The organism is Curtobacterium sp. Leaf261, from assembly GCF_001422205.1.
Taxonomy (GTDB): Bacteria; Actinomycetota; Actinomycetes; order Actinomycetales; family Microbacteriaceae; genus Curtobacterium.
The window spans coordinates 52,061-66,808 of the sequence record NZ_LMMJ01000010.1 but is presented as its reverse complement, the minus strand read 5'-3'; the positions used below and the strand labels follow the sequence as shown (position 1 = coordinate 66,808).

The 14,748-nt window shown below is 70.8% G+C and carries 13 protein-coding genes; 12 read left to right on the top strand and 1 reads right to left on the bottom strand.

All coding sequences use genetic code 11. The features are described 5' to 3' along the window. Positions 1-22 precede the first annotated feature (22 nt). On the top strand, positions 23-1,291 hold the full coding sequence (locus ASF23_RS13550; protein WP_055954639.1) for an FAD-dependent monooxygenase: 1,269 nt from the start codon (positions 23-25) through the stop codon (positions 1,289-1,291). Here the strand turns inward: ASF23_RS13550 and ASF23_RS13545 are convergent. Further along, entirely contained in the window at positions 1,255-1,908 is a 654-nt protein-coding gene (locus ASF23_RS13545; RefSeq protein ID WP_055954636.1) for a hypothetical protein, read from the bottom strand. The genes ASF23_RS13550 and ASF23_RS13545 overlap by 37 nt on opposite strands. A 518-nt stretch (positions 1,909-2,426) precedes the next feature. Between ASF23_RS13545 and ASF23_RS13540 the strand changes: the two genes are divergently transcribed. The 11 genes from ASF23_RS13540 (at position 2,427) to ASF23_RS13490 (ending at position 14,733) form a co-directional block, all read left to right on the top strand. After that, the gene (locus tag ASF23_RS13540; RefSeq protein ID WP_055954633.1) at positions 2,427-3,995 is read left to right on the top strand and encodes an ABC transporter substrate-binding protein; all 1,569 of its coding nucleotides are present in this window, start codon (positions 2,427-2,429) and stop codon (positions 3,993-3,995) included. Positions 3,996-4,171: 176 nt separating this feature from the next. Then, a complete protein-coding gene (locus ASF23_RS13535) occupies positions 4,172-5,131 on the top strand; it encodes an ABC transporter permease (RefSeq protein ID WP_055954630.1) in 960 nt (319 codons plus the stop codon). Beyond that, positions 5,128-6,012 carry an ABC transporter permease gene (locus ASF23_RS13530; RefSeq protein ID WP_055954627.1) on the top strand — a complete coding sequence of 295 codons (885 nt, stop codon included), beginning with the start codon at positions 5,128-5,130 and terminating at the stop codon, positions 6,010-6,012. Before ASF23_RS13535 ends, ASF23_RS13530 begins: the two co-directional genes overlap by 4 nt. Before the next feature lie 2 nt (positions 6,013-6,014). After that, positions 6,015-7,022, top strand: a complete 1,008-nt coding sequence (locus ASF23_RS13525) for an ABC transporter ATP-binding protein (protein WP_055954624.1) — start codon at positions 6,015-6,017, stop codon at positions 7,020-7,022. Next, positions 7,019-8,317: an oligopeptide/dipeptide ABC transporter ATP-binding protein gene (locus ASF23_RS13520; protein ID WP_082474171.1), complete on the top strand. Its 1,299-nt coding sequence runs from the start codon at positions 7,019-7,021 to the stop codon at positions 8,315-8,317. The genes ASF23_RS13525 and ASF23_RS13520 overlap by 4 nt, the downstream gene beginning before the upstream one ends. Beyond that, on the top strand, positions 8,314-9,147 hold the full coding sequence (locus ASF23_RS13515; protein ID WP_055954621.1) for a M55 family metallopeptidase: 834 nt from the start codon (positions 8,314-8,316) through the stop codon (positions 9,145-9,147). Before ASF23_RS13520 ends, ASF23_RS13515 begins: the two co-directional genes overlap by 4 nt. A gap of 1 nt (position 9,148) precedes the next feature. After that, a complete protein-coding gene (locus ASF23_RS13510; protein ID WP_055954619.1) occupies positions 9,149-10,111 on the top strand; it encodes an isoaspartyl peptidase/L-asparaginase family protein in 963 nt (320 codons plus the stop codon). Positions 10,112-10,255: 144 nt separating this feature from the next. Further along, positions 10,256-11,224, top strand: a complete 969-nt coding sequence (locus ASF23_RS13505; protein WP_055954616.1) for a MurR/RpiR family transcriptional regulator — start codon at positions 10,256-10,258, stop codon at positions 11,222-11,224. Beyond that, on the top strand, positions 11,221-11,967 hold the full coding sequence (locus ASF23_RS13500) for an SDR family NAD(P)-dependent oxidoreductase (protein WP_082474170.1): 747 nt from the start codon (positions 11,221-11,223) through the stop codon (positions 11,965-11,967). Before ASF23_RS13505 ends, ASF23_RS13500 begins: the two co-directional genes overlap by 4 nt. Further along, positions 11,967-13,712 carry a DUF885 domain-containing protein gene (locus ASF23_RS13495; protein ID WP_055954613.1) on the top strand — a complete coding sequence of 582 codons (1,746 nt, stop codon included), beginning with the start codon at positions 11,967-11,969 and terminating at the stop codon, positions 13,710-13,712. Before ASF23_RS13500 ends, ASF23_RS13495 begins: the two co-directional genes overlap by 1 nt. 55 nt (positions 13,713-13,767) lie before the next feature. Further along, positions 13,768-14,733, top strand: a complete 966-nt coding sequence (locus ASF23_RS13490) for a ketopantoate reductase family protein (RefSeq protein ID WP_055954610.1) — start codon at positions 13,768-13,770, stop codon at positions 14,731-14,733. Positions 14,734-14,748 lie beyond the last annotated feature (15 nt).

Sequence of the window (14,748 nt, the reverse complement as noted above, 5' to 3'; positions counted from 1 at the left end):
CGATAGGGAACGAGTGGGAACCATGGAGCAGGAACAGCAGCGACCGTTGAACGTCCTCATCGCCGGTGGAGGCATCGCCGGACCGGCCCTGGCCTTCTGGCTCGCGAGGGCGGGGCATCGGGTCACCGTCGTCGAGCGGTACCCCGCACTCCGGGCGACGGGTGCGCAGGTCGACCTCCGGGGGCAGGGCATCGACGCCGTCCGGGCGATGGGCCTGCTCGACGAGGTCCGTGCCCATCTCGTGCACGAGCCCGGGGTCGCCTTCGTGGACCCGGCCGGCCGCCAGCTCGGAGCGATCATGGCGAACACCTCGGGAACCGGACGACAGACCCTCACATCGGAGTTCGAGATCATGCGCGGCGACCTCGTCCGGATCCTGCACGAGGCCACGAAGGACGACGTCGAGTACCGGTTCGGCCTGAGCGTCGACGGGTTCGACCAGGCTCCGGACCACGTCACGGCGCACTTCTCGGACGGATCGTCGGGGGACTTCGACGTCCTGGTCGGTGCGGACGGGCAGGGGTCGCGGATCCGCCGCGCACTGCTCGCGGGGCGAGCTGAGACCGGGGCCGAGCCGTACTGGCGGACCGGTCTCCACATGGCGTACTGGTTCGTCCCGCGCATCGCGTCGGACGGCGACCTGCGCGAGACGTACGCAGCGACGCGCGGACGACAGGTCATGCGCCGGAGCCACAACCCCGACGAGACGCAGGCGTACTTCGTGCTCCGCGAGACCTCGGACGAGGCGTCGGCGATCCACCGCGCACCGGTCGAGGAGCAGCAGCGCTTCTGGGCCGAGCGGTTCCGCGATGCCGGGTGGCAGACGGAGCGGTTCATCGACGGCATGGCCGATGCGCCGTTCTTCTACTCCCAGGAGGTCCTGCAGGTCCGCACGGACACCTGGTCAGCGGGTCGCGTCGTGCTCCTCGGGGACGCGGCGCACTGCGCGTCGCCGTACAGCGGGATGGGGATCTCGGGCGGACTCGTCGGCGCGTACGTCCTGGCGGGCGAGCTCGCCGCGACACCGGACGACCTCGCGGGGGCGTTCCGTCGCTACGACACGACCCTCCGCCCGTTCGTCGACGAGATCCAGGCAGCGGTCAAGCCCCGTCTGCTCGCGCTGGGCATGCCGACGTCGACACTGGGCGTGGCAGCGCTGCGGCAGGCGTTCCGGATCGCGACCGCACTGCGGATCCCGGAGCGCATCGCGGGACGGGCGACGACCGACCGGGGAGGGGCATGGGCACTCCCGGCCTACGCCTGGGACATGCCGGAGCCGTCGGTGCGCTGAGGCGCCTGCCCCAGCGGGCGGTCCGGCACGCCCGCCCGGCGGAGAGCGATCCGCGCGAGCGTCGACACCGCCGCGGGATCCCCGGCCCGCCATCGCTCGACGAGCGAGGCGTCCGCGTCCCGGAGCGACCGGGCGTCGGCGTGCGCGAGGGCCCTGGCGGCGAGCGCCTCCACCCCGAGCGGCGTCCGGAGGAGGGCCCGGATCGCTGCTGCTCGGCGGATGAACCCGCCGCGGGCGAACGCCCAGAGCGCGAGGACGACGAGACTCGGCAGGATCGCGATGACGAGCCCGACGAGGATCGCGGTGTGCTCGGCGGCCGCCTGCTGGTCGCGTCCGGCCGAGGCGAGACCCGCGGCGGCGTCGCTCGCCTTCCGGAACGGTGCACCGAGGGCCTGTCCACCGAACGGCACGTCCGCCAGACGCTTCGCCGCGTCCGACATCGTCGACCGGAACCCGGACCCGGCGGACTCCATCCGCTCGCCGACCGCGCCGAGGGCGGCGATCGACCTGCCGACCGCGGTCCCGAGGACGATCGCGAGCACGATGACGACGATCGCGACCACGTCCGCCAGCACCTGTCGGATCCGTCGGCTGGGCGTGGTCGCGTAGAACTGCATGCTCCTGGATACTCCGCGCCTCCGGCGCAGGCGCGGCTGCGGCCATCGGACTGGAGGCGCGGGACGGCCCCGCACCGCGCCTCCAGTCCGGACGGGGTGCGTCGGATCGTGCCCCTGTGGGCGGAAGTGCCGACATGACGGACGCCGCAGGCGCCGGATACCGTCGACACCAGGGGGCGGGTCTTCCCTGGGATCTGCCCCTGCAACCGTCAGCGCGACGTCGTCGTCGCGCGTGGAATGAGGACCCGGGCGAGACGTCCGGAGGATGCGCGAGCGCGCTCGAGACCGATCATCGGTCGAGTGGCTGCCCCGGCCCGCCCCGAGCGCGCCGATCCGCGATCCCCCATGTCGGCGCGCGATGACCTGCGCCGACTCGAGGCGCCCGAGGGCCTGTCGCCATCTTCTTCCAATCGTAACAAACGAGGGAAGAATTGGCCCTACTGTAATCTTCTGTACAGCACCTCCCCCGAGTTCGACGACGAAGCACCCGTTCGGTGCACGGAAGTGAAGAGGCAACCATGAGACATCGGAACCGGATCGCCGTGGCCGCTGTGACGGCCGCCGCAGCCCTGGTCCTCGCCGGCTGCAGCAACGGCGCATCTGCCGGGTCGGACGCGTCCTCGAGCGGCGGCCACACCAAGGGCGGCACGCTCACGATGGCCCGCTCGGCCGACATCATCTCGATGGACAACACGACGACGTTCGACAACAACTCCATCCACGTGCAGCAGCAGATCATGGAGCCGTTGTTCAACGTCAGCGCCGACGGCAAGAAGCTCAAGCCGTGGCTCGCGACGAGCTACGACATCTCGAGCGACAAGAAGGACTACACGATCCACCTCCGCAAGGGCGTGAAGTTCTCCAACGGCGACACGATGACCGCGAAGGACGTCAAGTTCTCGATCGACGCCGACACCGCGACCGGTTCGTCCGGCTGGGGCTACATCAACGCCGCGATCGACTCCGTCTCCGTGGTCGACGACGACACCGTCGACATCAAGCTCAAGTACGCGTGGGCCCCGCTCATCGCCGACCTGTCCCTCTTCAGCAACGGCATCGTCCCGGCGAACTACGGCGGCGAGTCGAAGGAGCAGTTCTACACGCACCCGGTCGGCACCGGCCCGTTCGTCTGGGACTCCTGGAAGAAGGGGCAGTCGCTCTCGCTCACCAAGAACGACAGCTACTGGCAGTCGGGCAAGCCGTACCTCGACGGCGTCAAGTGGACCGTCGTCCCGGACGCGAACACCCGGAAGCTCCAGGTCCAGGGCGGTCAGGTCGACATCGACGACACCCCGGACTGGTCGAGCCTCGCCTCACTGAAGTCCGCTTCGGGCGTCAAGGCCGAGACGTTCGACTCGACGCAGCTCGACTACATCGCGTTCAACCAGACCCGGAAGCCGTTCGACGACGTGCACATCCGCCGCGCGATCGCGTACGCACTCGACCGCAAGGCCATGGTCAAGGCGGTGCTCTTCGGCAACGGCTCGGCGGCGAACTCGCTGCTGTCCCCCGGTACCCCGTACTACGACGAGGACGCCGACGGCCCGAGCTACGACGTGTCGAAGGCCAAGGCGGAGCTCGCGAAGTCCTCGCAGCCGGACGGGTTCACCACGACCCTGCTCATCCGCTCCGGTGACCCGAACCAGACGTCGATCTCGCAGATCATGCAGTCCGAGCTGAAGAAGATCGGCATCACCATGAAGATCAAGCAGCTCGACCCGACGGCGAACAAGCAGGCCCGTCTCGCCGGCGACTTCGACATGGCGTGGTCCGCGTGGACGATGGACATCCCGGACCCCGACGAGTGGACCTCGTTCGCAGTCGACCCCGACGGCGGCTCGGACTCGGCGTTCACGCACTACGACAACCCCGACGTCATCGCGATCAACAAGCAGGCGCAGCAGGAGACCGACTCCTCCAAGCGTCAGGAGCTGTACTCCGAGCTGCAGCAGAAGACGGGCGACGACGCGTTCCTCGCCTACCTCTACTACTCGCCGTACGTGTTCGCGACGACCGACAAGGTGTCCGGCTTCCACGTGACGCCGCTCGGCAACTACCAGCTCGAGGACGTCTCGAAGTCCGAGTAGCCGTCGCGATCGCGGACGCGCACTGAGACCCGGTGGGGTCCGGTCCTCCTGCCGGGCCCCACCGTTCCAGCCCTGCCATCTGCTCGCTGTTCGCCCGCTCCACCCGCTCGCCCGCTCCACCCGCTCGCCCGCTCCACCCGCTCCACCCGCTCGCCCGCTCCACCCGAAAGGCCGTCATGATCCATCGGCTCCGGTTCATCCCAGGACGACTCGTCCAGGCGATCCCGGTCGCGTTCGGCGTCACGATCATCGTGTTCTTCCTGTCGCACCTGCTCCCCGGGAACGCCGCCCTCGCGCTCCTCGGCGAGCGCGCGACGAAGGCGAGCGTCGCCGCACTCACCGAACAGCTCGGCCTCGACCAGCCGCTCTGGGAGCAGTACTTCCGGTTCCTCGGGCAGATCCTGCACGGCAACCTCGGTACGAGCCTCACCTACCAGCTCCCCGTCGGGCAGCTCGTCATGCAGGCCGTCCCGGTGACGCTGTCGCTGCTCGGGCTCGCGCTCCTCATGTCCCTGATCATCAGCATCCCGCTCGCCGCGATGGCCGCGACCCGTCCGAACGGTGGCCGCGACCTCATCGCCCGCGGGTTCACCCTCCTCGGCCAGGGCATGCCGCAGTTCTGGGTCGGCATCATGCTCATCCTGCTGCTCGGCGTCACCGTCCGGGCATTCCCCGTCGGCGGCTACGGCGACGGGGCGGGCGAGCACCTCTACTTCCTGTTCCTGCCGGCGCTGACGCTCGCGATCGCGATGTCCCCGACGATCATCCGCAGCCTCCGCGCCTCGATGATCGGCGTCCTCGAGTCCGAGTACGTCGGGACCGCCAAGTCCAAGGGCGCCTACGGGTTCCCGCTGTTCCGCGACCACGTGCTCCGGAACGCCGCGATCCCCACGGTGTCGATCATCGGCGTCAACCTCGGGTACCTGGTCGGCGGATCGCTCGTCATCGAGAAGGTGTTCGCGCTCCCCGGGCTCGGCTCGCTGATGGTGAACGCGATCTTCGCCCGCGACTTCCCGACGATCCAGGGCGTGACGCTGTTCGTCGCGATCTTCGTCGTCGTGGTCGGGATCCTCACCGACGTCGTCTACACGCTCCTCGACCCGCGGGTCGACCTCGCCGGAGGTGCCGCCGCATGACGACCCCGACCGCCGCACTCGTCGGCTTCAAGCAGCGCCGCCGGGCGACGAAGAGCCGCTCGCTCCGCGCCTGGTACCGCAACGGCTCGCTCATGGCGGGCATCGTGATCACCGGTCTGCTCGTGCTCGTCGCCGTCCTCGCCCCGGTCATCGCGCCGTACGACCCGATCGAGCAGCACCTGCAGCAGGCGCTCCAGTCCCCGAGCGCGGCGCACTGGCTCGGCACGGACAAGTACGGCCGCGACGTGCTCTCCCGACTCATCTGGGGTGCACGGGTCGACCTCCGCGTCGGGTTCCTGGCGGTCCTCATCCCGTTCGTCGTCGGGAGCATCGTCGGGGCGATCGCCGGGTACGTCGGCGGCATCGTCGACACGGTCCTGATGCGCATCGTCGACGTGTTCTTCGCGTTCCCCTTCTACGTCATGGTCATCGTGCTCGTCTTCGTGCTCGGTGCCGGCGAGACGAGCATCTACCTGGCGATCGCCGCCGTGTCCTGGGTCTCGTACGCCAAGATCGTCCGCGGCGAGGTGATCGTCGCCCGCCAGCAGGACTACGTCGTCGCGGCACGGCTCGGCGGGATGTCGCACACGCGGCTCCTCGTCCGGCACATCGCCCCGAACGTCATGTCCCAGGCCGTGATCTACGCGATGAGCGACATCGTGATGGACATCATGGCGATCGTCACCCTCGGGTACCTCGGCCTCGGCATCGAGCCGCCGACGGCCGAGTGGGGCTCGATGATCGTCGACGGCCAGGAGTTCATCACCACGCAGTGGCAGCAGACGACGATCCCGGGACTCGTCGTGGTCGTCACGAGCCTCGGGCTGTCGTGGCTCGGCGACGGCATCAGCGACCTGCTCAGCCCCGACCGGAGGAAGTGACCATGGACACGAACACCGCCCCCGCACCCCTGCTCGAGGTCGACTCCCTGACCATCGGCATCCGACGCCGCGGGCAGCAGGACGTCCGGATCGTCGAGGACCTGTCGTTCACGATCGCGGCCGGCCAGCGCTTCGGCATCGTCGGCGAGTCCGGCTCGGGCAAGTCGCTGACGCTGCGGGCGATCGCCGGGCTCCTGCCGAAGGGCGTCGAGGTGCTCTCCGGGTCGATCCGGTACGCCGGGCAGGACCTTGCCGGCATGTCCGTGCACGCCAGGCGCCGACTCATGGGTCCACAGATCGCCATGGTCTTCCAGGAGCCGATGACCGCCCTGAACCCGGTCATCCGCGTCGGCGACCAGATCGCCGAGGGACCGCGCCGGTACCTCGGCCTCTCCAAGAGCGACGCCATGGACGTCGCGGTCGAGATGATGCGCCGCACCGGCATCCCCGACCCCGCACGTCGACTCAGGGCGTACCCGCACGAGCTCTCCGGCGGCCTCCGCCAGCGCGTCATGATCGCGATGGCCCTGTCGTGCTCGCCCCGCCTGCTCCTCTGCGACGAGCCGACCACCGCGCTCGACGTCACCGTGCAGCACCAGGTGCTCCAGCTCATCGAGGAGCTCTGCGAGGAGACCGGCACCGCGCTCGCGTTCGTCACCCACGACCTCGCGGTGGTGAACCAGACGTGCACCGACCTCGCGGTGATGTACGCCGGGCACCGTGTCGAGGCCGGCCCGGTCAAGGAGGTCTTCCGGGACCCGCGCCACCCGTACACCCGCGGGCTGCTCGAGTCCGCCCCCGACTTCGACGACCCCGACCGCGAGCTCGTCCCGATCCCCGGGTTCCCGCCGAACCTCGCCGCACGCCCGTCCGGCTGCCCGTTCGCCCCGCGCTGCCGGTTCGCGATCGAGGAGTGCACCACGGCGATGCCGCCGCAGGAGGACGTCGGCCCCGGCCGCACCGCCGCCTGCATCCGGACGCACGAGCTCGCGAAGGAGACCGTCGCATGACCGAGGCGACCAGCGCCCAGGCGACCAGCGAGGGTGCCAGCGCGACCACGCTGCGGGACCGCCGGCCGACCGACGGGGCCGCACCGGTCCTCCAGGCCGTCGGCGTGACCAAGCGCTACCAACTCCCCACCACCGTCATCGACCGGGTCCGGAAGGCGGGCCGCACGGCCCTCACCGCACTCGACGGCGTGGACCTCGAGCTCCGGAAGGGCGAGATCCTCGCCCTCGTCGGCGAATCGGGGTCCGGCAAGTCGACCCTCGCGAAGATCCTCGTCGGGAGCGTCCCGGCCTCGACCGGCACGCTCGACGCCGACGGCTCACCCGTCCCGGCGCACCGCGACCGCGAGGCCGCGCGCCGCATCCAGATGGTGTTCCAGGACCCGTACTCGTCCCTGAACCCGCGGATCTCGGTCGGGTCGATGCTCCGCGAGCTCCTGCTGCTGCACCGGATCGTGCCACGGAGCGAGGTGCGTGCCGAGAGCATCCGCATCCTCAACCTCGTGGGGCTCGAGGAGGACGCGCTCGATGCCTACCCGAGCCAGTTCTCCGGCGGACAGCGGCAGCGCATCGCGATCGCCCGGGCCATCGCGGTCCGGCCGGAGGTCCTCATCGCGGACGAGCCGGTGTCGGCGCTCGACGTGTCGGTGCAGGCGACGATCCTCGAGCTGTTCGCCGAGCTCCGACGGACGCTCGGGCTGAGCATCCTCTTCGTGGCGCACAACCTCGCCGTCGTGCAGCACCTGAGCGACCGGGTCGCCGTGATGTACCTCGGGCGGATCGTCGAGGTCGCGGACACCGAGGAGCTGTTCCGGAACCCGCGGCACCCGTACACGCGGGCGCTCATCGACTCGATCCCGCGGATGGGTGCGGAGAGCGTCAACGCGCGGCTCGCGCTGCAGGGCGACCCGCCGAGTCCGTTCGACATCCCGTCCGGCTGTCGGTTCCACCCGCGGTGCCCGTACGCGGTCGACGCGTGCCGGTCGACGGACCCGTCGCTCACGGCGGTCCCGCTGGTGCTCGGGCAGCGGCCTGCGGCCACCGATCGGACGGGAGGAACGCCCTCCCCCGCCTCGTCGGTCGCGTCGTCCCCGCTCGGGTCCGGCACCGCCGGGTCGGGGGCCGCTGTCGGGTCCGGCACGCATGTGGCCGCCTGCATCAGGTCCGCCGAGCTCGGCGACGTCGACCCGCTCCACGCTCCGGCGATCGAGCTCGACGACCCGGCACTCACCCACGAGGACGTGTTCCTCGACCCATCCGCGGTCGCACCGCACCACCAGGAAGAAGGCCGCGCATGAAGATCTGGATCTCGTACGACATGGAGGGTGTCGCCGGCATCGTCGACTGGGACCAGTGCCGACCGGGCAACCCCGAGTACCCCCTCGGCTGCGCGCTGCTCCTCGACGAGGTGAACGCCGCCATCGAGGGTGCCGTCGCCGGCGGTGCGACCGAGGTGCTGCTCAACGACTCGCACAGCAAGATGTCGAACCTCGACCCGCGGCTCGTCGTGCACCCGGACAAGGTGCGGATGGTGACCGGCCGACACAAGCCGATGTACATGATGCAGGGGCTCGACGAATCGGTCGACGGGGCGTTCCTCGTGGGGTACCACGGATCGATCTCGGGCAAGCCGTCGACGATGTCGCACACGTACAACCCCGAGGTGTTCTCCGGCGCACGCGTGAACGGCACCTGGGTCGGCGAGAGCGGCATCAACGCCCTCGTCACGTCGCACTTCGGCGTCCCGATCGCCCTGGTCACCGGCGACGAGGTGACCTGGGACGAGACCGAGCCCTTCGCCCCGGACGCCGAGCACGTCCTCACGAAGACGTCGATCACCCGCGCGAGTGCGGACAGCCTGCACCCGACCGAGTCCTGCCGCCGGATCCGCGCGGCCGCGCAGTCCGCGGTGGAGCGGGTCGCGTCGATGGAACCGCGTCCCCTGACCGGTACCGCGACCCTCGAGCTCGACGTGCAGACCGCCGACATGGCCGACGTCGCCACCTGGGTCGGCGGAGTCGAGCGGATCGCGGACCGCACCGTGTCGATCTCCGGCGAGGACCTGCTGTCGGTGTTCACCCGGTTCGTCGCCGTGAACTACATCACCCGTCAGGCCGGGGGTCGCTGACATGGGGCAGCTCGGTCCCGGCGAGGAGTCGATCGCACCGCCGCGGGACACCGTCCTGTTCGAGGTCCCGCCGATCGGGGACTGGTCCCTCGCGCTGCACGGCGGAGCCGGTGGCCGGATCCAGGAGCTCGCCACCGAGGAGCGCGAGGCGTTCGAGGCCGGGCTCAGCCGGGCCTGGGACGCCGGTGCCGCGGTGTTGTCCCGGGGCGGAGCCGCACTCGACGCGGTGTGCGCCGCCGTCGAGCAGCTCGAGGACGATCCACTGTTCAACGCCGGGCGCGGCGCAGCTCTGACGACGGACGGCGACGCGGAGCACGACGCTTCCGTGATGGACGGCGCCACCGGCCTGGCGGGCGCGATCGCAGCCTCCCGGCATGCCCGGAACCCGATCCTGCTCGCCCGCGCCGTGATGGAGCGGTCGGCGCACCTCTTCCTCGTGCACCCGACGCTGTCGCTCGTCGAGTCGTGGGGACTCGAGACGGCGGAGCAGGACTACTTCGTGACCGAGGCCCGACGGGCGCAGCTCGCACGCATCCTCGGCGACGGACTCGTCGCACCTCGTCATGGCACGGTCGGTGCGGTCGCACGGGACACCTCCGGGTCCGTCGCCGCAGCCACCTCGACGGGCGGCATGGCGAACCAGGAGGACGGCCGGGTGGGTGACTCCCCCGTCATCGGTGCCGGGACGTACGCCATGGACGGGCAGGCCGCGGTGTCGTGCACCGGCGAGGGCGAGGCGTTCATCCGCGGTGTGGTGTCCTACGACATCGTCGCGAGGATGCGGTACCTCGACGCCGGGCTCGCGGACGCGGTGACGGCGACGATCGCCGAGGAGCTCACGGCCGAGCACGCCAGCGGCGGCCTCGTGTCGGTCGCCGCGGACGGCCGGGTCGTCGTGGCGCACAACTCCCCGACGATGTTCGCCGCCTTCCACGACGGCAGCGGGCTCGTGCTGCGGACCTGACCTCCGCGTCTGCGGCGCTCCTCGTCCACAGCCAGCGGTGCCCCTGCGGTTGTCCACAGACGGGGGCGGACCGCTGCCCGGCACGTGTCGAGACCTGGAAGAGTCTCGATCTGCGCCCGATCCACTGAACACCTGGAGGAACCGATGCCGATCAACGACGAGATCTTCGCGCGGATGGACGAGCTGAGTCCTGCCGAGCGCAAGGTCGCGCGGGCGCTCCTGGCCTCGTGGCCGGCCGCCGGACTCGAGAGCGCGGCGAGCCTCGCACGCACCGCGGGGACGAGCACGCCGACGGTCCTCCGGCTCGCGAGCCGCCTGGGGTTCGGCAGCTACCCGGAGTTCCAGACCCGGATCCGAGACGAGATCGCCGACCACATGAACAGCCCGCTGCGGCGATCGCAGGCGGGCATCGCACAGGGCGACGGCAGCACGCTCGGGCGCGCGATCGCGGACCGGATCGCCCTCGTCGGCTCCCTCGCATCGAGTGTGCCGCCGAGCGAGTTCGACCGCGCGGTGGCGGTGCTCGCCGACCGTCCCAAGCACGTGGCGCTGCTCGGCGGGTACTTCAGCCGGTACTTCGCCATGGTGCTCGCGGGACAGCTCGACCAGATCCTGCCCAACGTCGACTTCGTCGGGGAGCCGCTCGGCCACGACGTCGGCACGTTCCTGCGGCTCGGTCGCGGGGGCGTCGCCGTGATCATGGACTTCCGGCGGCACGAGCTCGTCGCGCAGCAGGCCGCAGCGGCTGCCAAACGCCAGGGCGCCACCGTGGTCCTCATCACGGACACGTCGCTGTCGCCGGTCGTCGAGCACGCCGACGTCGTCCTGCCCGTCATGGTCGACGGCATCCCGTTCGACTCCATGGCCCCGCTCCTGGTCCTCATCGAGGCCCTGGTCGAAGGCGTGCTCCGAGCAACCGGCGAACGCGGGCTCGAACGGATGCGCCAGTGGGAGGACTCGGTGCGGATCACCCGAGCGGGCCGACCCGCGCACGCCGACGGTGCGCCGGACGACACCGGGCCACGCGAGGTCGGCGGGGGCACCGGTCCGCGCGAGGTCGGGGCCGGCACGGTCGACGCACACACGTTGGCTGCGGCCGGGAGCGAGTCATGAGCGGATCGGCGGCCGGCGCCGGCGTGGATCCGAACCGGAGGCACGACGCGCCGCTCACAGGACAGGTCGCGGTGGTCACGGGTGCGGCCCAGGGCATCGGATCGGCGATCGCAGACCGGCTCGAGTCGGACGGCGCCACCGTGCATCGCGTCGACCGTGACGAGGTCGACCTCAGCGTGACCGTCGACACCGAGGCGTGGTTCGCGGGGATCGGGCCGATCGACGTCCTGGTGAACGTGGCCGGCGGGGTCGTCGGGCAGACGCACACCCCGATCGACGAGCTCACCGATGACGCCTGGGACGCGGTGTTCGCCGCGAACATGACGACCACGCGGAACTGCACCCGCGCCGCCGCACGGGTGATGAAACAGCGCGGCTACGGGCGGATCGTGATGATCGCCTCCGGGGCCGGGCGGAGCGTCAGCCTCACCGGCATCCAGGCGTACACCGCGTCGAAGGCGGCCCAGATCGGGTTCACCCGGCAGATGGCGCACGAACTGGGACAGCACGGCATCACCGTGAACTGCATCGCGCCGGGCTTCGTCCTGTCGAACCCGACCACCGAGGCGCAGTGGGACTCCTACGGCCCCGAGGGCCAGCGGGCTCTCGTCGAGCGGATCGCCGTCCGACGCACGGGGACCGCCGACGACATCGCCCGCGGGGTGTCGTTCTTCGTCGCCCCCGACGCCGGATGGGTGAGCGGCCAGACGCTCTCCATCGACGGCGGGACCGCACTCTTCTGATGACCACCACCCCTGGAGACGCCATGACGGACAGCACGACCACAACCGCTGCCACCCGGCTTTCGGAGCTCGGCGAGGAGTACTTCGTCGCCGAGCACACCTACGACCCCTACAACGCGACCCTGCTCGGCATCGCGGAGTTCGACGGCCTCGCCGGGGACCCCTCACGCGCCGCGAGCGAGCATGCCGCACGGGTGCTCGGGGCCGTCGCGGACGAGGCCGCCGCACTGCCGGACGCCGAGCTCGACACGGCGCAGCTGGTCGACCGCGACGTCCTGGTCGCCCTCGCCCGCGGTGCCGCCGAGGACGCCCACCACGCGCTCTGGGCAGCCAACGTGTCCGCGAAGGGCTACGTCAGCCGGCAGGGCCTCGTGTTCCAGGCGGTCCCGACGATGACCGTCGCGGACCAGGACGCCGCCGACCGTTACCTGTCCCGGCTCGGCGGTCTCGGGACGATGTTCCGGGCCCTCGGCGAGCGCTACGCAGACGAGAGCGCCGACGGACGGGTCCCCACGCGGATGGGAGTCCTGCACGCGATCGAGCAGCTCGACGGGTACCTCGGGCAGTCGCTCGACGCCGATGCCCTGCTCGATCCCGCCCGGGGCGGGGCGGCGTCCGCGAGCCGCGCGACCCTGTTCGACCGGGCCAGGACCCTGCTCGACCACGAGGTCCGGCCCGGGATGGCAGCGCTGGCCGACCGCCTGCGCACCACGATCCTCCCGGCCGCTCGTGACGACGACCACGTCGGCATCACCGAGGTCCCCGGCGGGACCGAGGGCTACGCCGCTGCCGTCCGCCGACACACGACGACCGACCTGACCCCGGACGAGGTGCACCGGATCGGACTCGAGGAACTCACCATCCTGCAGCGCGAGGCCGCCGAGATCGGGGAGCGCCTGTTCGGGGAGCGGGACTTCACCGCGATCGCCGACCGACTGCGGCAGGACCCGGCACTCCGGTTCGACACGAGCGACGAGATCATGGCCATGGCGCACTCGGCGCTCGACCGGGCCGAGTCGGTGCGCGACCGCTACTTCCCGGAGGACGACATCTCGGCCTGCGTCATCGAGCCGATCAACGAGATCGACGCCGCCTCGAGTGCGCTCGGGTACTACCAGCCGCCCGCCGTCGACGGCTCCCGGCCCGGGACGTTCTTCGTGAACGCCTCGGCGCCCGCCACCCACTACCGCTACGAGTACGAGGCGCTGACCTTCCACGAGTCGGTCCCCGGGCACCACATGCAGCTCGCGATGGCACAGCGCCTGGACATCCCGCGCTACCGCCGGCACCTCGACGTCGAGGCCTGCAGCTTCAACGAGGGCTGGGGGCTCTACTCCGAGCAGTTCGCGGACGACGCCGGGCTGTACTCCGACGACCTCGCGCGACTCGGCATGCTCTCGATGCGGGCGGTGCGGGCCTGCCGTCTCGTCGTCGACACGGGCATGCACGCGAAGGGCTGGACCCGTGAACAGGCCGTGCAGTTCATGGTCACGAACACCGCCACGACCGAGGAGCACGTCCGGAGCGAGGTCGACCGGTACATCGCGTGGCCGGGGCAGGCGTTGGCGTACATGATCGGCCGGCGCGAGATCCTCCGGCTGCGATCGGGTGCGCAGGCCGCACTCGGTGCGGCGTTCGACATCCGCTCGTTCCACGGTGCGGTGCTCGGGAACGGGGCCGTGCCGCTCACGGTGCTCGCCGGGGCCGTCGGCCGCTGGCAGGACGGCGTCCTCGCCGCCCACTGACACCAATTCCCGACACCCACTGTCCGACACGATCCCGACCCTGAGGAGCCACCCCGTGGACATCACCATCATCGGCGCCGGCGCCATCGGCGGCACCATCGGCGCGCACATGGTCCGCGCCGGGCACGGCGTCCTGCTCGTCGACGCCGACACCGACCACGTCCGCGCGATCAACGACGGCGGACTCCGCATCGAGGGACCGGTCGAGGAGTTCACCGTCCAGGTCGACGCCGTCACCCCGGACGAGCTGGCGGCCCGGGTCAGCGCCGGCGGGATCGGCGCGGCCGTCATCGCCGTGAAGAGCCTGCACACCGCATCGGCCGCCGCCCTCCTGCCCGATCTGCTCACGGCGGACGGGTTCGTGCTCACCACGCAGAACGGCCTCACCGCGGACACGCTGTCCGCGGCCGTCGGTGCCGAACGGGTTGTGTCGAGCTTCATCAACGTCGGCGCGGACTACCTGGAGCCCGGGCGGATCCTGCAGGGCAACGTCGCCGCGTTCCGGATCGGTGAGCTGGCGGGCGGACCGATCACCCCGCGCGTCGGACTCCTCGCGGACTCGATGCCGTACGCCCTGCCGACCGACAACGTGCTCGGGTACCTGTGGGGCAAGGAGGCGTACGGCGCGATGCTCTGGGCGGGCGCCGTGTCCGACCTCACCATCGCCGACTCGCTCTCCCTCCCCCGGTACCGCGACCTGATGATCGCCGTCGCACAGGAGGCGATCGACCAGTCGCCCGTCCGTGTCGAGTCCTTCGACGGGTTCGAGCCCGACGACCTGCCCGGGTCGCTCGACCGCCTCGCCGCCTTCAACCGACGGAGCGCGAAGGCCCGCTCGGGCATCTGGCGCGACCTCATGATCCGGAAGCGCAAGACCGAGGTCGACGAGGTGCACAAGGACATCCAGGGGCCCGTGTTCGACCGGATCGTCACGATGATCCACGACATCGAGGAGGGCCGTCGCACCTGCGAGGCCCGGAACCTCGACGAACTCGCGGACTTCGTCGCCGCGCGGTCCTGACAGCGCACCCGTCGC

Bases quoted from the DNA above. Each gene is read 5' to 3' on its own strand.
- ASF23_RS13500 (WP_082474170.1), top strand. From the start codon at position 11,221: ATGAGCGGATCGGCGGCCGGCGCCGGCGTGGATCCGAACCGGAGGCAC.
- ASF23_RS13535 (WP_055954630.1), top strand. From the start codon at position 4,172: ATGATCCATCGGCTCCGGTTCATCCCAGGACGACTCGTCCAGGCGATC.
- ASF23_RS13510 (WP_055954619.1), top strand. From the start codon at position 9,149: ATGGGGCAGCTCGGTCCCGGCGAGGAGTCGATCGCACCGCCGCGGGAC.
- ASF23_RS13515 (WP_055954621.1), top strand. From the start codon at position 8,314: ATGAAGATCTGGATCTCGTACGACATGGAGGGTGTCGCCGGCATCGTC.
- ASF23_RS13540 (WP_055954633.1), top strand. From the start codon at position 2,427: ATGAGACATCGGAACCGGATCGCCGTGGCCGCTGTGACGGCCGCCGCA.
- ASF23_RS13520 (WP_082474171.1), top strand. From the start codon at position 7,019: ATGACCGAGGCGACCAGCGCCCAGGCGACCAGCGAGGGTGCCAGCGCG.
- ASF23_RS13505 (WP_055954616.1), top strand. From the start codon at position 10,256: ATGCCGATCAACGACGAGATCTTCGCGCGGATGGACGAGCTGAGTCCT.
- ASF23_RS13545 (WP_055954636.1), bottom strand. From the start codon at position 1,908: ATGCAGTTCTACGCGACCACGCCCAGCCGACGGATCCGACAGGTGCTG.
- ASF23_RS13550 (WP_055954639.1), top strand. From the start codon at position 23: ATGGAGCAGGAACAGCAGCGACCGTTGAACGTCCTCATCGCCGGTGGA.
- ASF23_RS13530 (WP_055954627.1), top strand. From the start codon at position 5,128: ATGACGACCCCGACCGCCGCACTCGTCGGCTTCAAGCAGCGCCGCCGG.
- ASF23_RS13525 (WP_055954624.1), top strand. From the start codon at position 6,015: ATGGACACGAACACCGCCCCCGCACCCCTGCTCGAGGTCGACTCCCTG.
- ASF23_RS13495 (WP_055954613.1), top strand. From the start codon at position 11,967: ATGACCACCACCCCTGGAGACGCCATGACGGACAGCACGACCACAACC.